A 17453-nucleotide genomic window follows, 5' to 3' on the forward strand; every position below is an offset into this window, starting at 1 on the left:
CCGCCCGCAGACTTGAAACAGGCAGGGCGCCCCCGCAGCGGGCGTCCTGCACCCGGCGCCGCGGTTCTGACCGGCGGCCCAACCGAGCAATCCAAAATTTTGGGGGACTATCATGTCGGGGGCAAGAACCGGCCCAACCGGGCTACTCAATACACTCGAAGAAACCCTGATCGCGCTGTTGCTGGGGCTGATGACCATCATCACCTTTGCCAATGTGGTCGCGCGTTTCGTTTTCAATTCCAACATCCTGTGGGCGCTGGAGCTGACCGTGTTCCTGTTCGCCTGGCTGGTGCTTTTGGGGGCGTCCTATGCGGTAAAGGCGCATGCGCATCTGGGTGTTGACGCGATCATCAACCTGCTGTCGCCGGGCGTGCGCCGGGCCGTGGGGCTGTTTGCCGCCGCCTGCTGCATCGTGTTCTCGCTGCTGCTGCTGAAGGGGGCCTATGACTACTGGGCGGTGTTTGCCGACCTGCCGCCGACCTCGGGGCGGTGGTTCCCGACCGGCTTTGACATGAAGGCCCGCAGCCAGAGCTTTTACGAGGTCCAGGACGTGCCGATGGTGAGCTTCCTGCGGTTCCTGGAAAACCTGATCAACTATGGCGACTCTTACGAGAAGCTGCCCAAGGTGGTGCCCTATATCGTGCTGCCACTGTCAACGCTGCTGCTGGTGGTGCGGTTCATCCAGGCGGCGGTGCAGATCGCCCGCGGCGAGGCCGACCGGCTGGTGGCCAGCCACGAGGTCGAAGACGAAATTGCAGACGTGCAGGCGCAGCGCGGGGAGCATGACTGATGGAAGTGGTAATCCTCTTTTCGATGGTGATCGGCCTGTTGCTGATCGGGGTGCCGATTGCGGTGTCCTTGGGCCTCAGCTCGACCATCTTTCTGCTGATCTATTCCGACAGCTCTCTGGCGTCGGTGGCGGGCACGCTGTTTGAAGCCTTCGAGGGACATTTCACCCTGCTGGCGATCCCGTTCTTCATCCTGGCGTCCAGCTTCATGACCACGGGCGGCGTGGCGCGGCGGATCATCCGGTTCTCCATCGCTTGCGTCGGCCACTTGCCGGGCGGGCTGGCGATTGCCGGCGTCTTTGCCTGCATGTTGTTTGCGGCCCTGTCCGGGTCGTCCCCGGCGACGGTGGTGGCGATCGGTTCAATCGTGATCGCGGGCATGCGCCAGGTGGGCTATTCCAAGGACTTTGCCGCCGGTGTGATCTGCAACGCGGGCACGCTGGGCATCCTGATCCCGCCGTCGATTGTCATGGTGGTCTATGCGGCCGCGGTTGAGGTCTCGGTCGGGCGGATGTTCCTGGCGGGCGTCATTCCGGGCTTGATGGCCGGCCTGATGTTGATGGTGACCATCTATGTGATGGCCAAGGTCAAGAACCTGCCAAAGGGCGAATGGTTGGGCTGGGGCGAGATCTTTGCCTCTGCGCGGGAGGCTGGTTGGGGCTTGTTCCTGATCGTTATCATCCTGGGCGGCATCTATGGCGGCATCTTCACCCCCACAGAGGCGGCGGCGGTGGCCGCGATCTACGCCTTCTTCATCGCGAGCTTTGTCTACAAGGACATGGGGCCGCTGTCGAACGGCGAGGGCGCGGCCAAGACATCGCTGTTGAAAAAGCCATACGCGCTGATCACGGCCTTTTTGCACAGCGACACCAAACAGACGCTGTTCGAGGCGGGCAAGCTGACCGTGACGCTGTTGTTCGTGATCGCCAATGCGCTGATCCTCAAGCATGTGCTGACCGATGAACAGGTGCCGCAGCATATCGCCAATGCGATGCTGTCGGCGGGCTTTGGTCCGGTGATGTTCCTGGTGGTGGTGAACGTGATCCTGCTGATCGGAGGCCAGTTCATGGAACCGTCGGGTCTGTTGGTGATCGTTGCCCCCCTGGTGTTCCCGATTGCGATCGAGCTGGGCATCGATCCGATCCACCTGGGTATCATCATGGTGGTCAACATGGAGATCGGCATGATCACGCCGCCGGTCGGTCTGAACCTGTTCGTGACCTCGGGTGTTGCAGGCATGCCGATGATGGGCGTGGTGCGCGCGGCGCTGCCGTTCCTGGCGGTGCTGTTCGTCTTCCTGATCCTGATCACCTATGTGCCCTGGCTGTCGACGGTGCTGCCAAACGCGGTGATGGGGCCGGAGATCATAACCAACTAGGTGCCGCGATATGTGCGACAAGAAAACGCCCCGGTGATCCGGGGCGTTTTTTCATTCCAGGGCAGGGGCTTTGCCCGTCTGCGCGCGGCGCGCGCATTCCCCCCGGATATTTCTGGCCAGAAGAAACAGCCGACTGCACAGCTTCTTTCTGGTCAACACATACTCCCGCCGGAGGCCCGCGCCGCGCGGCGCGGTTCAGAGGGTTTCCAGTGTCTCGATGATCGGGGAGAAATCGCCCGCGCGCAGGCTCGCGCCGCCGACCAGCGCCCCGTCGACATTGGCGACGGCAAAGATCTCGCCCGCGTTGGAGGGTTTGACCGAACCGCCGTAGAGCAGGCGGATGCCATCGGCGATTTCCGCGCCGAAACGGTGCACCAGTTCGGTGCGCAGGAAGTTGTGGACCTCGCCGATCTGTTCCAGCGTGGCCACCTTGCCGGTGCCGATGGCCCAGACGGGCTCATAGGCGATGACGGTGTTGGTTGCGGTGGCCGAGGCGGGGACGGAGGCGGCGAGCTGGGCCCCCACCACCTCGAGCGTCTCGCCGCCCTCGCGCTGCGGCAGGGTTTCGCCGAGGCAGATCACTGCCGTCAGCCCTTCGGCGATGGCGGCTTCGGCCTTGGCGCAAACGTCGGTGTTGCTTTCGCCGTGATCGGCGCGGCGCTCGGAGTGTCCAAGGATCACGGCGCTGGCGCCGGCGTCTTTCAGCATTGCCGCCGAGACGTCGCCGGTATGGGCGCCGGAGCCCTGCGCATGGCAGTCCTGACCGCCGAGGGCGATGGCGCCGCCCTGAACCTTCTCCGCTGCGCGCGACAGCAAGGTTGTGGGCGGGCAGATCAGGATGTCCACCGCCGGGCTGGGGTGGCGTTCGGCCAGATCCGTCAGCTCTGCCAGGCTTGCGCCGGTGCCGTTCATCTTCCAGTTACCTGCTGCCAGTTTGCGCCGCATGGGGAAAGCCTCCGCTGATCTGTTTGGAGGTGACAGGTAGCACCCGCGGCGGCGCGGTGCAATTCGCTTGCGCGCCTGGGCGGAACGCAAAAGGGCGGGGAAGACCCCGCCCGCCGGTTCCACCCGTTTGGTGCCGGTTCAGCTGTCGGATTGTTCCTTGAAGCTGATGGATTCACCGCAGCCGCAGGCCTCGGCCACATTGGGGTTGTTGAACTTGAAGCCGCTTTCCAGCAGCGTCACCTCATAGTCGATTTCGGTGCCGAACAGGAACATCTGCGCCATCGGCGCGATCAGGATGCGGGCGCCGTCCTGTTCCACAACCTCGTCGTTCGGGGCGGCTTCATCGACGTATTCCATGGTGTATTCCATGCCCGCGCAGCCGCCCTTCTTGACGCCGATGCGCAGGCCGGCATGACCGTCCTTTTCCATCAGCTTGGCAATCTGCGCCGCTGCCTTGGCGGTCATGGTGACGGCCTGTTTGCCGGGGATGCCGAACATGCGTGTACTCCAAATTTCGCGCTTGCCCTTAACGTAGGGGCGTGGCGGGGCAGGCTCAAGGGGGGCAGGCCTATTGCGGCGGGCCGCAGGGGCCGGCGCCGGGAGGGTGGGCGCCGCGCAGAGACGCAGCGCGGGCGGCTTACATGAAGCCCAGTTCCAGCCGTGCTTCGTCGGACATCATCTCCATGCCCCAGGGCGGCTCCCAGGTCAGCTGCACGTCGACGTCCTTGACGCCGGGCAACGGAGAGACCGCATCCACGATCCAGCCCGGCATCTCGCCGGCCACGGGGCAGCCCGGCGCCGTCAGGGTCATGATGATCTTGACCTCGTTCTCTGCGCTGATGTCGATGGTGTAGATCAGGCCCAGCTCATAGATGTTGACCGGAATTTCCGGGTCATACACAGAGCGGCAGGCATCTGCCACCGCCTCGTAGAGGGGGTGGTCGACGCTGGAGGGCGCGATCAGCGGGGTGCCTTCGAGAGGTTCGGACGGGTTGGTCATGCGAGTTCCGGTCTGGTTTTCCGACCGTTTATATAGGAAACACACGCCCCGGCGTCCAGTGGTGCTGGCGGCGCCGTGTGAACTTCCTGTCCGGCACGTCGCGGAAAATTGATTTCAGGGGCTTTTTGCACTAGATTGTGATCCCCTTGTGCCTCGCACCGACAACGGCTGCGGTTGGGCAGGGGAAGCGTGTGGGCCCGACCGGACGCGGCGCCGCGAATGCGGGCGCGCGCCGGGGATCGCCTCGCCGCACCCGGAGGTGCCATGACCATATCAGTTGTCGAGCCAGGATGTGCAGCCGCAGTACGGCAGGCGGGCGTGACGGCGCTGGCGGGGCTGCTGGCGCTGGGGGCGGGCAGCGCGGCAGCGGAACCGGCGTGGCGGTTTCAGCTGACGCCGTTGGCGCAGGCGGGATCGGTGGAGGGCATCACCGAGCTGGGTTTCGCCGGGGGCGGCCTGTCGATCGACCCCGGCGATGTGCTGGATCCGCTGCGGGCGGGGGGCGCGCTGGAATTCGAAGGGCGCCACAGGAGCCGCTTTGGCTTTCGTCTGCGCTATACCGTGCAGGATGCCGACGGACGCGGCAGCGGCGCGCTGGCGGATTTCGACCAGAACATCGGCGAAGCGGTGGTGACCTACCGGCTGGGGCGCGGGCCCGCGGATCCGGCGGCGCGCGACCGGGTGGAACTGTTTGCGGGCCTCCGTCATTGGGACGTCGATGTGCAAAGCAGCGCGGCGGGCAGCCTGCGGCGCAGCGCGGCGTGGAGCGATGCGATTGCGGGGGTGCGTTGGCAGCGCCGCCTGACGCCGGGGTTGAGCCTGCTGCTGGAGGGCGACATCGGCGGATCTGGCGGGGCGGGCCAGAGCTGGTCGGCGACAGGCGGCGTCATCTTCGACCGCTGGCAACGGGCGTCGGTCTATGTGATGTATCGCGGTCTGGGGGTGGACCATGAAGACGGCCAGCGCGGCACCGCCGGGTATTTCCGCCACGACGTCGTGGTCCATGGGTTGCTGGCGGGCGTGGGGTTCCGGTTCTGACCTTTCCCCACGCCTTCTTGCTGTCGCCGGTCAGTCGTTGATGTCGTGGTCGAAAGTCTTGACCTGGCCCTTGGGCAGGGCGAACAGCCGCCGCATCAGCAGCCAGGCCGCCAGCGACAGCGCCGCAAATATCAGCAGCAACGGCGCAAGCCCGATGCCGCTGGCGCCCAGAAGCAGCAGCGCCGCCACCGCGGCCGCGCCGATGGCGAAGCCCAGGAACACAAAGCCGGGCACCAGGCTTTCCAGAATCCCCAGCACCAATGCCGCGGCGCCCCAGACCCACCACAATGCCCAAAACTGCCCTGCCATCACTTGCCGCCCTTCAGCAGTTTGAACGCATCGCCAAAGGCCTCCAGCGCGGCTGCCGGCAACACGATGGTCTGTTTGCCATCGCCGTTGCCAAGCGCATTCAGCGCCTCCACCTGCTTGAGCGCCACCTGGTATTGCGCGGCCTCAAGCCCATGCGCGGCGATAGCCCTGGCGACCACCTCGGTGGCATAGGCCTCGGCTTCGGCCTCGATGCGGCGGGCCTTGGCGGTCTGCTGCGCGGCGTAAAGCTCGGCGTCGGCGGCCAGTTCAACAGACCGTTTCTGGCCCTCGGCCTCTGTCACCTGGGCACGCCGGGCGCGTTCGGCGTTGAGCTGTTGCAGCATCGCGTCGCGGGTGGCCTGATCGAGGTTCACGTCCAGGATCTCGGCGCGGGTGACCTCGATGCCCCAATCGTCGACGGCGCTTTCGACGGAATGCTGGATCTGCGCGATCAGCTGTGAGCGGTTGGACTGCACCTCATCAAGGTCCATCTTGCCGATCTCGGCGCGCACGATACCGGCCACGGCGGTGGCAATGGCCCCATCCACGTCGCGGATGCGGTAGACGGTCTTTTCCGGCTCAAGGATGCGGTAGAACACGGAGGTGTCGATTTGCACCAGCACGTTGTCCTTGGTGATCGCGTCCTGGGTGGCGTTGGGCAGCTGACGTTCCAGGATCGACACCTTGTGACGCACCACGTCCAGGAAGGGCACGATGAAGTTGATGCCGGGGCCGAGCACCGAATGCAGGCGGCCAAAGCGCTCGATCACGAATTTCTGCGACTGCGGCACGATGCGGATGCCCTTGAGCACCACGATGACGAGCAGCAGTGCCCCCAGCAGGTAGAGGATATTGCTGGCGAGCAAATCCAGAATGAAGTCTTCGGTCATCAATACGTCCTTTGGTTGCCGGGGGCTGTCCGCACATGCGGCGGGCGCCATGGCGGCGAGGGGCGGCTGCGGGCGGCGCTGGCTGGCTGGCGGCCGTCGCGCCGGTGTCTGGCAGCAGGGGCGCGCCCGGTGTCTGCGATGTGGTCAAGGGGTGGCCCAAGTCCGGGTAATGTCAGCAGTTTGGGCGTTGCCGCTGCGGATTTCAACTGTTCTGCCGTTGCGGCAGGTGGCGGCGGCCGCGGTGTGGCGTGGCCTGCCGCCGGACCGGTTCAACCGGTCGACACGGGCTTGCGCCGCCGCAAGGGGGCGGGCCGTACCCGGCCCTCGATCTCGTCCAGGATCAGCCCGGCGATGTTCTTGGTCGAGGTTTTCTCAATGCCTTCCAGGCCAGGCGAGGAGTTCACCTCCAGCACCTTGGGGCCATTTTCGGAGCGCAAGAGGTCGACGCCCGCCACGTTGAGGCCAAAGGCCCGCGCCGCGCGCACCGCGGTGGCGCGTTCCTCCTTGCTGATGCGCACCGCAACCGCGCTGCCGCCCAGGTGCAGGTTGGAGCGAAAGTCGCCCTCTGCGCCGGAGCGTTTCATCGCCGCCACCACGCGGGTGCCGACGACGAAACAGCGGATGTCTTCACCTGCGGCCTCCTTGACGAACTGTTGCACAAGGAAGTTGGCCTTGAGACCGCGAAAGGCGGTGATGACGCTTTCGGCGGCTTTCTTGGTTTCGGCCAGCACCACGCCCTTGCCTTGGGTGCTTTCGAGCAGCTTGACGATCAGCGGCGCGCCGCCGGCGATGCCGATCAGATTGGCCGTGTCCTTGGGCGAGGCGGCAAAGGCGGTGGCGGGCATGCCGATCTTGTGGCGCGCAAGGATCTGATGCGCGTGCAGCTTGTCGCGACTGGCGGTGATGCCGGCAGAGCCGTTGATGCAGAAGGTGCCGAGGGTTTCAAACTGGCGCAGCAGCGCCGTGCCGTATTGCGTGACCGAGGCCCCGATGCGCGGGATCACCGCATCGAAGCGCGGCAGCCGCCGGCCGTCGTAGTGGATCTCCGGCGCCAGCGTGTTGATCGCCATGTAGCAGCGGTTGGTGTCGATGATCTCCACCGTGTGGCCGCGTTTCTCGCCCTCTTCGATCAGGCGTCGGTTGGAATAGTTGCTCTCGCGGCTGAGGACGGCGATACGCAGGGCGCGTTTCGGGGCGGCCTTGCGAATATCGGCAGAGGCGTAGACGGAGTAGTCCAGCTGCGGCTGGCAAAAGCGGTCGGAGGGATCCACCGTCACATTGTCCAACGCCTGCCGCCCCAGCAGCATGTGCAGCGCCATGCCGCGGCGGTCGGTCAGGGTCAGCTCAACCGGCCAGCTGCGCCCGGCGACCTCCATGCTGGTCGCGATGACAAAACGCATCTCGCTCTCGCCGTTGGAGGACGTCACCTCGCGGCGATCCTTGATGTCGGCGGAGCAGGGGATTTCCAGATCGTATTGGCCGGGGATCGGATGCACGATGAACCGGACCTTTGGCGCGTCCGTCGGACCAAAGGTTTCGATTTCGGTGGCGTGCAGAGAGGAGGTCCGGGCGCCTGTATCAACCTTGGCCCGCAGCGCGGGCAGCCCGAGATCGGGTAGGCTGATCCATTCTTCCCAGCCCAGTTTCAATTGCGGCGCCGGGTCTGAGGTGGACATGCGCGGGGCTCCTTGGCATTAGGGGGAATCACCGGTGTGCCGGTGTCATGGTAACGGCAGGAACACGAGATGGCAGAGCTTTTCAACTTTGAACTGAAGGCAACCGACGGCAAGGCGCGCACTGGTGTCATCAATACCCCGCGCGGCGAGATCCGCACCCCGGCCTTCATGCCGGTGGGTACCGCTGCCACCGTGAAGGCGATGCTGCCAGAAAGCGTGCGCGCCACAGGCGCCGACATCCTGCTGGGCAACACCTACCACCTGATGCTGCGTCCCACTGCCGAGCGCATCGACCGGTTGGGCGGTTTGCACAAGTTCATGAACTGGGACCGGCCGATCCTGACCGACAGTGGCGGGTTCCAGGTGATGTCGCTGGCGGGGCTGCGCAAGCTGACCGAGAAGGGCGTGACCTTCAAGAGCCACATCGACGGCTCCCGCCATGAGCTGACGCCGGAACGGTCAATGGAAATCCAGAAGCTCCTGGGGTCCGACATCGTGATGTGTTTCGACGAATGCCCGGCGCTGCCCGCCGACCGCACGCGCATCGCTGAGAGCATGCGCCTGTCGATGCGCTGGGCGGAGCGCAGCCGCGAGGCCTTTGGCGACCGCCCCGGCCACGCATTGTTCGGTATCCAGCAGGGCGGGCTGGAGCAGGATTTCCGCGAGGAGTCGGCCGAGGCGCTGAAGAAGATCGGCTTTGACGGCTACGCCGTTGGCGGCCTGGCAGTGGGCGAGGGCCAGGAGGCGATGTTCGGCTGTCTGGACCATGCCCCCGGCTTCCTGCCCGAGGACAAGCCGCGGTATCTGATGGGCGTCGGCAAGCCCGACGACATCGTCGGCGCGGTGGCCCGCGGCATCGACATGATGGATTGCGTGCTGCCGTCGCGCTCGGGTCGCACGGGGCAGGTGTTTACCCGGCACGGTGTGGTCAACATCAAGAACGCCCGCCACCAGGACGACCCGCGCCCGCTGGATGAGGCCTGTTCCTGCCCGGCCTGCGCCAATTACTCCCGCGCCTACCTGCACCACGTCTTTCGCAGCAACGAGATGATTTCGGGCATGCTTCTGACCTGGCACAACCTGCATTATTTCCAGGAAATCATGGCAGGCATGCGCGAGGCGATCGCGGCGGGCACCTTCGAGGCCTGGCAAAAAGACTTCCACGATACCCGCGCACAGGGCGATATTGAGCCGCTGTGACGTCCCGTCCGGCATGAGTATTTGAAACCAGAAAGAGGCGCGGGGCGTGTCCTTGCGTCTTTTTTGGCGAAATACTCCGGGGTGAATGCGCGCTTTTCAGGCGCGCCAGCTTGTGGCGGAGAGGCTGACGTCGCACCGCCGGCGGTGCCAGACTAACATTCCTGTGACGGTAGGGTTGTAAGTGCCGCTGCGGATGCACAGGTTTTTTGGCAGGCAACATTCCTGTTGCTGGAAACTTTGTCCAAAGGATGCTTTCCGTGAGCCAGAAACTGTTTTCCGCCGCAACTGCGGGTGCGATCGAACTGAAAAACCGCGTGGTGATGGCACCGCTGACCCGCAACCGGGCCGACGACCGGACCGGCGAGGTGCTGGATCGGCATGTCGACTATTACGCCCAGCGGGCCGGGGCCGGGTTGATCATCACCGAAGGCAGCCAGATCAGCCCAGAGGGCAAGGGCTATATCCAGACGCCGGGTATCCATACCGCGGCGCAGGCCGCCGCCTGGCGCAAGGTCACGGATGCGGTGCATGCCAAGGGTGGCAAGATCGTCATCCAGCTGTGGCATGTGGGGCGGATCACCCATGACTCGCTGCTGCCCGACGGCGTGGCGGCGGTTGGTCCCACCGATCAGGCCGCCGATGCGCAGACCTTTACCCATGCGGGGTTTGAACCCACCGCCACGCCCAAGGCGCTGAGCGTGGACGACATCCGGCGGCTCACAGATGACTACGTGCAGGCGGCAAAATATGCCAAAGAAGCGGGCTTTGACGGCGTCGAGTTGCATGCCGCCAACGGCTACCTGCTGGAGCAGTTCCTGAAGGATGGCGTCAATACCCGCTCGGATGCCTATGGCGGCTCGCCTGAGAACCGCGCCCGCATCCTGTTTGAGGTGCTGGACGCGCTGCGCACGGTTTGGAGCGCTGATCGCATTGGTGTGCGCCTGTCGCCCTTTGCCACTTTCAACGATGTGTCGGACAGCGATCCGGTGGCCCATTTCACCCCAGTCATCGAGCGGCTGAACAGCTATGGGCTGGCCTATCTGCACATGGTCGAAGGGGAAACAGGTGGCGCCCGCGACGGCGATTTCGACGCCCTGCGCAGGCTGTATACCGGCACTTACATGGCCAACAACGGCTATGATCGCGAGTCGGCGTTGGCGCGCACCGACAGCGGTGCTGCGGATCTGGTGGCCTTTGGGCGGCCGTTCATTGCCAACCCCGACCTGGTCGCACGGCTGGAGCAAAACGCACCGCTGAACGCAGGCAATCCGGAGACTTATTATGGCGGCGGTGACGAGGGGTTCACTGACTATCCCGCGCTGACCTCCCTTGCGGCCGAGTGATCGCAGCTGCGGCGGCCCCCCTGCGGGCTGCCGTTGAGCAGGCGGCGGGCGGGTGGATCTGCCCGTCGTCTCGGGCCGGTGCGGGGCAGAAACGGGCTGGGATGCGCCCTGCGGATCAGCAGGAAGGCGCCACCCGCGGCGGCGTTATAGCTTTGCTCACCCTTTCCCCATTTGCGCCCTTGTGATCCGGCGGCTGTGCGGGCAAGGTGAGCCCCAACCTGGCGGCAGGGCAGTTGAAAACCATCAACCGCCCCACCAGATATAGACATCCAATGAGGAGACGGGCCAAAGCTGCCGAGACCGGGGCCGGACCGTCTTGCCAAACCAAAGGACCGAGTATGCAAGAGCCACTCAATTCCTCCTACCCAGTCCTGCCGCTGCGCGACATCGTGGTTTTCCCCCACATGATCGTGCCGCTGTTCGTGGGCCGGGAAAAATCGGTGCGTGCGCTGGAAGAGGTCATGGCCGATGACAAGCAGATTCTGCTGTCCAGCCAGATCGACCCGGCCGAGGACGATCCCGAAACCGATGGCATCTACACCGCCGGTGTGCTGGCCAATGTGCTGCAACTGCTGAAGCTGCCCGATGGCACCGTCAAGGTGCTGGTGGAAGGTCAGACGCGGGTGCAGATCACCGATTTCCTCGACAATGACAACTTTTTCGAGGCCAAGGCGGTCGAGCTGACCGAAATCCCCGGTGACGTCACCACCACCGAGGCGCTGGTGCGCACCGTGGGGGATGAGTTCGAACGCTACGCCAAGGTGCGCAAGAACATCCCCGAAGAGGCGTTGTCGGCGGTGGGCGAGACGACCGAGCCGGCCAAGCTGGCTGACCTGGTGGCAGGCCACCTGGGCATTGAGGTCGACCGCAAACAGGAACTGCTGGAGACGCTCAGCATCAGCGAGCGGCTGGAGAAGGTCTATGGCCTGATGCAGGGCGAAATGTCGGTCCTGCAGGTCGAGAAGAAGATCAAGACCCGCGTCAAATCGCAGATGGAGAAGACCCAGCGCGAATATTACCTGAATGAGCAGATGAAGGCCATTCAGAAGGAGCTGGGCGACGGCGAAGAGGGCGCCGGCGAAATCGCCGAGCTGGAAGAGAAGATCGCCGAGACCAAGCTGTCGAAAGAGGCGCGGGAGAAGGCTGACGCCGAGCTGAAGAAGCTCAAGAACATGTCGCCGATGTCGGCAGAGGCGACCGTGGTGCGCAACTATCTCGACTGGATGCTGTCGATCCCGTGGGGCACCAAGTCGCGAGTCAAGAAGGACCTGAACAAGGCGCAGGAGATCCTGGATGCGGATCACTACGGGCTTGAGAAGGTCAAGGAGCGGATCGTCGAGTACCTGGCGGTGCAGCAGCGTTCGGTCAAGCTGAAGGGGCCGATCCTGTGCCTCGTCGGCCCGCCGGGCGTCGGCAAGACCTCGCTGGGCAAATCCGTTGCCAAGGCCACGGGGCGCGAGTTCATCCGCATTTCCCTGGGCGGCGTGCGCGACGAGTCCGAGATCCGCGGCCACCGCCGCACCTATATCGGGTCGATGCCGGGCAAGATTATCCAGGCGCTGAAAAAGGCGAAGACCACCAACCCGCTGATCCTGCTCGATGAAATCGACAAGATGGGGCAGGACTTCCGGGGCGATCCCGCGTCGGCGATGCTGGAGGTTCTGGATCCGGAACAAAACAGCACCTTCATGGATCACTATCTGGAGGTGGAGTATGACCTCTCGAACGTGATGTTCTTGACCACCTCGAACAGCTACAACATGCCGGGGCCGCTGCTGGACCGGATGGAGATCATTCCGCTGTCGGGTTACACCGAGGATGAGAAGCGCGAGATCGCCAAGCAGCACCTAATTTCCAAGCAGGTGAAGAACCACGGCCTGAAGGCCAAGGAGTTCGAGCTGACCGAGGACGCCGTGACCGAGATGATCCGCACCTACACCCGCGAGGCGGGGGTGCGAAATCTGGAGCGCGAGATTGCCAAGGTGGCGCGGAAATCGCTGACCAAGATCATCAAGAAAGAGGCCGACAGCGTGACTGTCACCGCCGACAATCTGGATGATTTCCTGGGCGTGAAGAAGTTCCGCTATGGTCTGGCGGAAATGGAAGATCAGGTGGGGGTTGTCACCGGTCTGGCCTATACGTCCGTCGGAGGCGAGCTGTTGTCGATCGAGGCGCTGCGCCTGCCGGGCAAGGGCCGGATGAAGACCACCGGCAAGCTGGGCGACGTGATGAAGGAGTCGATCGAGGCGGCGTCGAGCTATGTGCGCTCGATCAGCCCGCAGATCGGCGTCAAGCCGCCCCAGTTCGACAGGTTGGACATCCACGTGCACGTTCCGGATGGCGCCACCCCAAAGGACGGGCCGAGCGCGGGCCTTGCAATGGTGACGGCCATCGTGTCGGTGCTGACGGGCATTCCGGTGCGCAAGGACATCGCCATGACGGGGGAAGTCACCCTGCGCGGCAATGCCAGTGCCATTGGTGGGCTGAAGGAAAAACTGCTGGCGGCGCTGCGTGGCGGCATCAAGACGGTGTTGATCCCGCAGGAGAACGAGAAAGACCTGCCGGACATCCCGGACAACGTGAAAGAGGGGCTGGAGATCATCCCGGTTTCTCATGTGTCCGAGGTGCTGGAGCATGCGCTGGTGTCCAAGCCCGAGGCGATCGAATGGGATGAGGAAGCCGAGGAAGCCGCTGCCGCTAAGGCCGCATTGAAGGAAAAGGCTGAAGGCGCCGCCGCCACGGCGCATTGATCCCGGCTGGCCCGGTCTGCTGCATTGGCAGTTTGACCGGCGCCGCGACGGGTTGTGAAAAGAAAGAGCGGTCCCGCAGGGTCGCGCATTCCCGCCTTTGGGACACAGAAACTACCTCTGCCGAGGTTTTCCTCGGCAGGCGTTTGACTTTTCTCGATAATATTTGATGCACAATTACGCTAGCTCCGGGAGAAAGTTCCGAAGCCCACAGTTAGAAATATTGAAGTCTGTTCTTTGGTTTTCCCGTTCCTGGCCAAATAAAACAGGATAGTTCCAGGTTTTCTTCAGGATCGCATATCATGGGCAGTTGATGCACGGGAAAGGAATAAGAGTGCCTAAAGCGATTGTTCTTGGAGGGTATGGTTTGATTGGACTTGCCTGCATGCGGGCACTTGCCAAGGCAGGCTTTGAAGTCATCGGCGTCGGGCGATCTATGCGTTCCGCGAATGCGGTGGACCTATCTGTTGAGTGGATTATCCGCGATATACCAACCATTACAACTGAAGAATGGTGGGCGATACTCGATGGTGTCGATGTGATTGTGAATTCTTCAGGCGCCCTTCAGGATGGCGCAAGGGACGATCTGGAGGCGATCCATGTGGCAGCTGTGGAACGCCTCGTTGAGGCTGCAGCTGCCTTGTCGGTTCGGATCATTCAGATTTCCGCCGCCGGTGTTTCCGAGACGGCCTCAACCGCCTTCTTTCGGACGAAAGCGCGAGGGGATATGATCCTCTCTTCACGCGCTGCGAACTGGATCGTCCTGCGCCCTACGCTTGTGTTGTCTCAAGAGGTTTATGGGGGACGGCACTTCTTCGCGCGGCCTCCGCGCTGCCGTTGATTCAGCCACGTGTCCTGCCAAATGCGCAGGTCCAGACAGTTTATGTTGGGGGTGTGGCTGCTGCGGTCGTGGCATCCGCCCAGGGGCGAATAGACTCCGGCACTATCGCGGATCTCACCGAACAGGATACTCACAACTTTCCCGACCTGCTGAGTAAGGTTCGAAGATGGCAGGGGTGGGCGGACCCGGTTGCCTGCCCGACGATTCCAAGGGGGCTTCTGCCCGCCGTGGGAAAAATTGCGGATCTGTTTGGGTATCTGGGTTGGCGTTCACCGCTAAGAACCACGGCCCTTACGGCGCTTGCGGATGGCATTCGCGGCGAGCCGGACGCCTGGAAGAATGCCGGAGGGAGACCTTGCCGATCGCTGGATGATACACTCGCTCTCTTACCCGCGACGCGTCAAGAACGGCTCTTTTCCCGCGCCTACATCGCGCTCCCGCTTGGAATCGGGACGCTGGCCATATTCTGGCTCCTATCCAGCTTGATAACCTTCATTGATCCGGCTCGTGCCATGACTGTCTTGGCTGAACGCGCGGTGCCTTCTTGGGTGATTGCCCCGACCGTGCTCGGCGGGGCTGTGGCAGACATTCTTTTGGGCATCGGAATATTGTGGAGACCGTGGACCAGGCACGCCGCACTCGGAATGCTCGGCCTGTCGAGCGCTTATCTGATTGGCAGCCTTGTTGCCGCACCTGATCTTTGGGCAGATCCCCTTGGGCCGATGGTCAAGGTTCTGCCCGGGATGGCACTTGCCGCTCTGGTATGGCTAATGATGGAAGAAAGATGACCTACGAAGTCCTGCTTTTTCTGCATGTCATTGGCGCGACTGTTTTGTTGGGAACCGGGGCAGGCATAGCTTTTTTCATGGTTATTTCCAATCTGAGCGACGATCCCAGACTTATCGCGCATGTCGCTGGTATTGTCGTGTTCGCGGATACTGTTTTCACAGCCTCGGCTGCGATCATCCAACCGATTACTGGCCATTTTTTGGCCCGCGACGTCGGCTGGCCGCTATTCGAAGGCTGGGTCGCCCTGTCACTCGCGCTTTATGTCTTAGTTGGCGCGTTTTGGTTGCCTGTTGTCTGGATGCAAATTCAGATGCGTAATCTTGCCATCGCTGCTCAGGATGCTGGAAAACCCCTACCTGCGAAATACCACAGACTTTATCGCTGGTGGCTCGCTTTGGGATTTCCTGCTTTTGGGGCGGTGCTGGCCATAGTTTGGCTGATGCTGACCAGGCCGACATTCTGATAAAGGACCTCGATATGCTTTTGGAGAGCGTCGTGTCCATGTCCCAAAGTCCGGAATGCTCCACCCGCCGGGGCCGCCCTTTTCAGGTCTGCTCCTCCGTTCTGGCCGTTCTGTGACGGGGGTCTTGGTGTCGGCGTTCGGCGCAGCTCCCGCCCGGTCGGGCTGCGCCTTGGGCGCAACCGGACCCGTTGGGGGTGGCGCCGGACCGGTTGCCCGGTCCGGCGCGCCGCCTGCCCCCGAAGGGGCCAGGCAGCCAGACCCGAGGCCGGGGGAGGGAAGGCGCCGGGCCGCAGGCTGTTGCGTCGTCTGGGGGGTGTGCCTAGGCGGCTTCGCGTGCCATCCGGGCCTGAACCGTGGCCACGGCCACCGCATCGGGGCTGGTGTTTTCCACCCGCGCCTGCTGCAGGATGGTGGCCAGGGTTGCGTCCAGCGCGGCCAGTTTTTCGGCCACGAACCCGCTGCGGTCGGCGATCTTCAGGATCTCTGTGGCGACGTTGATGATGCCGCCGCCATTTGCCACGAAATCGGGGGCGTAGAGGATGCCGCGCTCATGCAGCGCGGCCCCGTCGGCGGGCGTGGCCAGCTGGTTGTTGGCGCCGCCCGCAACGATGCCCACTTTCAGCTGTGCAATGGTGTCTGCGTTCAGGATACCACCGATGGCACAGGGGGCAAAGATGTCGGCCTGCACGCCATAGATTTCCTCCAACCCGACGGGGCGGGCGCCAAATTCGGACACCGCCTTGTCGACGCGCGTCGCGTCGATGTCGGTCACCACCAGTTTGGCACCGGCCTCTGACAGGAACCGACACAGGTACCAGCCGACATGCCCCAGCCCCTGCACCGAAATGGTGAGGCCTGTCAGATCGCGGCTGCCATGCTTGTGCGCCTGCGTGGTGCAGATGGCGTTGAAGATGCCCCGCGCGGTGATGGGGGAGGGATCGCCGCTGGCAAACTCCCCATCCGGCAAGCCTGCGACGCAGCTGGTTTCCTCCGCCAGAACGGCCATGTCGGCGGGGCTCATGCCCATGTCCTCGGCCGTGATGTAGCGCCCCTGCAACCCGTCGATGGCGCGGGCAAAGGCGCGCAGCAGTTGCGGCGATTTCTGCGCCATCGGGTCACCGATGATGACCGCCTTGCCGCCGCCCAGCGGCAGGCCCGCGGCGGCGTTCTTGTAGGTCATGCCCTCGCTGAGACGTTTGACGTCGGTCAGCGCCTCGGCCTCGCTGGCGTAGGGGCGCATGCGCAGCCCGCCCGCAGCCGGGCCAAGCAGGGTGGAATGAATGGCGATAAAGCCCACCAGCCCAACAGAGGCGTCTTCGACGCGGATAATTTCTTCGTGGGTGGTGGATGCGACGGCGGTCACGGTCATGTGGAAGGCTCCTCCTCAACGTGCCGGGATAATAGTGGTGCGGCAGCGCCGGTTTTCACCAAAAAGGGCTGCTTTCGTTCGCTGGTTTAGTGGTATGATCCACTATCTGGTGGGATATTGGAGGAAATCGGCGTGGATTCGATTGATCGCAGGATTGTGGCGGCTTTGCAGCGCAATGGGCGGCTGCGCATATCGGAGTTGTCGTCCATGGTTGGCCTGTCGCCCACGCCCTGCGCGCGCCGGGTGGCGAACCTGGAGGACAGCGGCGTCATCAGCGGCTATTCTGCGCGGGTGGATCAGTCCAAGCTTGGGCTGCCGGTGACGATCTTTGTGGCGGTGGAGCTGGAGCGGCAGTCGCGCGATGCGCTGATGGCGTTTGAACGGGCGGTGCGCCAGTTTGATCAGGTCATGGAATGTTATCTGATGACTGGCACGCGGGATATTTTGCTGCGGGTGGTGGCGGAGGATCTGGCGGATTTCGACCGCTTCCTGGAGGACCGGTTGATGCGGGTTCCGGGGATTCGCAACACCCGCTCCAGTTTCACCCTGCGCACGATGATCCAGCGCGATGCTTTGCCCAGCTGCTGAAGCGGCGCAGGGGCGCGGGTCCAGAAAATCTTCGCCGAGGTGAAAATTCTTTGTCGGCCCCTCTTGCAGAGGCCGTAGGCTGCGGGTAA

At 63.5% G+C, this 17453-nt stretch carries 17 protein-coding genes; 10 read left to right on the forward strand and 7 right to left on the reverse strand.

All coding sequences use genetic code 11. The features are described 5' to 3' along the window. Window positions 1-112: 112 nt before the first annotated feature. Together AC0IPL_RS09780 and AC0IPL_RS09785 are read left to right on the forward strand one after the other, a co-directional pair. Window positions 113-790, forward strand: a complete 678-nt coding sequence (locus tag AC0IPL_RS09780; protein ID WP_474274033.1) for a TRAP transporter small permease — start codon at window positions 113-115, stop codon at window positions 788-790. Further along, the gene (locus AC0IPL_RS09785) at window positions 790-2166 is read left to right on the forward strand and encodes a TRAP transporter large permease (RefSeq protein ID WP_474274035.1); all 1377 of its coding nucleotides are present in this window, start codon (window positions 790-792) and stop codon (window positions 2164-2166) included. Before AC0IPL_RS09780 ends, AC0IPL_RS09785 begins: the two co-directional genes overlap by 1 nt. 195 nt (window positions 2167-2361) lie before the next feature. Here the strand turns inward: AC0IPL_RS09785 and tpiA are convergent, their stop codons facing one another. From tpiA to AC0IPL_RS09800, 3 genes are all read right to left on the reverse strand, one after another. Further along, the gene (tpiA, locus tag AC0IPL_RS09790) at window positions 2362-3111 is read right to left on the reverse strand and encodes a triose-phosphate isomerase (protein ID WP_474274036.1); all 750 of its coding nucleotides are present in this window, start codon (window positions 3109-3111) and stop codon (window positions 2362-2364) included. Between the two features lie 138 nt (window positions 3112-3249). After that, window positions 3250-3609, reverse strand: coding sequence for a HesB/IscA family protein (locus AC0IPL_RS09795; protein ID WP_474274038.1), 360 nt, complete (start codon window positions 3607-3609; stop codon window positions 3250-3252). A 139-nt stretch (window positions 3610-3748) separates the two neighbouring features. After that, complete coding sequence (locus AC0IPL_RS09800; RefSeq protein WP_474274039.1) at window positions 3749-4111, reverse strand: SUF system Fe-S cluster assembly protein; 363 nt, start codon at window positions 4109-4111, stop codon at window positions 3749-3751. 264 nt (window positions 4112-4375) lie between these two features. Between AC0IPL_RS09800 and AC0IPL_RS09805 the strand changes: the two genes are divergently transcribed. Continuing rightward, window positions 4376-5149, forward strand: coding sequence for a hypothetical protein (locus AC0IPL_RS09805; protein WP_474274041.1), 774 nt, complete (start codon window positions 4376-4378; stop codon window positions 5147-5149). A 30-nt stretch (window positions 5150-5179) separates the two neighbouring features. On the opposite strand, the gene AC0IPL_RS09810 is transcribed toward AC0IPL_RS09805, so the two are convergent. From AC0IPL_RS09810 to rimK, 3 genes are all read right to left on the reverse strand, one after another. Continuing rightward, complete coding sequence (locus AC0IPL_RS09810) at window positions 5180-5458, reverse strand: hypothetical protein (protein WP_474274043.1); 279 nt, start codon at window positions 5456-5458, stop codon at window positions 5180-5182. Further along, complete coding sequence (locus AC0IPL_RS09815) at window positions 5458-6348, reverse strand: SPFH domain-containing protein (protein ID WP_474274045.1); 891 nt, start codon at window positions 6346-6348, stop codon at window positions 5458-5460. The genes AC0IPL_RS09810 and AC0IPL_RS09815 overlap by 1 nt, the downstream gene beginning before the upstream one ends. Window positions 6349-6617: 269 nt before the next feature. Next, entirely contained in the window at window positions 6618-8024 is a 1407-nt protein-coding gene (rimK, locus tag AC0IPL_RS09820) for a 30S ribosomal protein S6--L-glutamate ligase (protein WP_474274047.1), read from the reverse strand. A 69-nt stretch (window positions 8025-8093) separates the two neighbouring features. Between rimK and tgt the strand changes: the two genes are divergently transcribed. The 6 genes from tgt (at window position 8094) to AC0IPL_RS09850 (ending at window position 15407) form a co-directional block, all read left to right on the forward strand. Next, entirely contained in the window at window positions 8094-9224 is a 1131-nt protein-coding gene (tgt, locus tag AC0IPL_RS09825; protein ID WP_474274049.1) for a tRNA guanosine(34) transglycosylase Tgt, read from the forward strand. A gap of 257 nt (window positions 9225-9481) precedes the next feature. Next, a complete protein-coding gene (locus AC0IPL_RS09830; protein ID WP_474274051.1) occupies window positions 9482-10567 on the forward strand; it encodes an alkene reductase in 1086 nt (361 codons plus the stop codon). Between the two features lie 338 nt (window positions 10568-10905). Continuing rightward, window positions 10906-13317, forward strand: coding sequence for an endopeptidase La (gene lon, locus AC0IPL_RS09835; protein WP_474274053.1), 2412 nt, complete (start codon window positions 10906-10908; stop codon window positions 13315-13317). A gap of 331 nt (window positions 13318-13648) precedes the next feature. After that, window positions 13649-14155, forward strand: coding sequence for an NAD(P)H-binding protein (locus AC0IPL_RS09840; protein WP_474274055.1), 507 nt, complete (start codon window positions 13649-13651; stop codon window positions 14153-14155). Window positions 14156-14208: 53 nt separating this feature from the next. Then, a complete protein-coding gene (locus tag AC0IPL_RS09845) occupies window positions 14209-14943 on the forward strand; it encodes a DoxX-like family protein (protein WP_474274057.1) in 735 nt (244 codons plus the stop codon). Continuing rightward, window positions 14940-15407, forward strand: a complete 468-nt coding sequence (locus tag AC0IPL_RS09850) for a DUF2269 family protein (RefSeq protein WP_474274059.1) — start codon at window positions 14940-14942, stop codon at window positions 15405-15407. The genes AC0IPL_RS09845 and AC0IPL_RS09850 overlap by 4 nt, the downstream gene beginning before the upstream one ends. Before the next feature lie 319 nt (window positions 15408-15726). Here AC0IPL_RS09850 and AC0IPL_RS09855 read toward each other — a convergent pair whose 3' ends face one another. Further along, a complete protein-coding gene (locus AC0IPL_RS09855; protein WP_474274060.1) occupies window positions 15727-16776 on the reverse strand; it encodes a Glu/Leu/Phe/Val family dehydrogenase in 1050 nt (349 codons plus the stop codon). A 132-nt stretch (window positions 16777-16908) separates the two neighbouring features. On the opposite strand from AC0IPL_RS09855, the gene AC0IPL_RS09860 reads away from it, so the two are divergent. Then, a complete protein-coding gene (locus tag AC0IPL_RS09860) occupies window positions 16909-17364 on the forward strand; it encodes an Lrp/AsnC family transcriptional regulator (protein ID WP_474274062.1) in 456 nt (151 codons plus the stop codon). The last annotated feature ends 89 nt before the right edge of the window (window positions 17365-17453 follow it).

The organism is Leisingera sp. SA32 (genome assembly GCF_056033425.1).

What these genes read in the sequence shown, in the direction of transcription:
- AC0IPL_RS09780 (WP_474274033.1), top strand. Translation starts at nt 113, where the DNA reads ATGTCGGGGGCAAGAACCGGCCCAACCGGGCTACTCAATACACTCGAA.
- AC0IPL_RS09785 (WP_474274035.1), top strand. Translation starts at nt 790, where the DNA reads ATGGAAGTGGTAATCCTCTTTTCGATGGTGATCGGCCTGTTGCTGATC.
- tpiA (WP_474274036.1), bottom strand. Translation starts at nt 3,111, where the DNA reads ATGCGGCGCAAACTGGCAGCAGGTAACTGGAAGATGAACGGCACCGGC.
- AC0IPL_RS09795 (WP_474274038.1), bottom strand. Translation starts at nt 3,609, where the DNA reads ATGTTCGGCATCCCCGGCAAACAGGCCGTCACCATGACCGCCAAGGCA.
- AC0IPL_RS09800 (WP_474274039.1), bottom strand. Translation starts at nt 4,111, where the DNA reads ATGACCAACCCGTCCGAACCTCTCGAAGGCACCCCGCTGATCGCGCCC.
- AC0IPL_RS09805 (WP_474274041.1), top strand. Translation starts at nt 4,376, where the DNA reads ATGACCATATCAGTTGTCGAGCCAGGATGTGCAGCCGCAGTACGGCAG.
- AC0IPL_RS09810 (WP_474274043.1), bottom strand. Translation starts at nt 5,458, where the DNA reads ATGGCAGGGCAGTTTTGGGCATTGTGGTGGGTCTGGGGCGCCGCGGCA.
- AC0IPL_RS09815 (WP_474274045.1), bottom strand. Translation starts at nt 6,348, where the DNA reads ATGACCGAAGACTTCATTCTGGATTTGCTCGCCAGCAATATCCTCTAC.
- rimK (WP_474274047.1), bottom strand. Translation starts at nt 8,024, where the DNA reads ATGTCCACCTCAGACCCGGCGCCGCAATTGAAACTGGGCTGGGAAGAA.
- tgt (WP_474274049.1), top strand. Translation starts at nt 8,094, where the DNA reads ATGGCAGAGCTTTTCAACTTTGAACTGAAGGCAACCGACGGCAAGGCG.
- lon (WP_474274053.1), top strand. Translation starts at nt 10,906, where the DNA reads ATGCAAGAGCCACTCAATTCCTCCTACCCAGTCCTGCCGCTGCGCGAC.
- AC0IPL_RS09850 (WP_474274059.1), top strand. Translation starts at nt 14,940, where the DNA reads ATGACCTACGAAGTCCTGCTTTTTCTGCATGTCATTGGCGCGACTGTT.
- AC0IPL_RS09855 (WP_474274060.1), bottom strand. Translation starts at nt 16,776, where the DNA reads ATGACCGTGACCGCCGTCGCATCCACCACCCACGAAGAAATTATCCGC.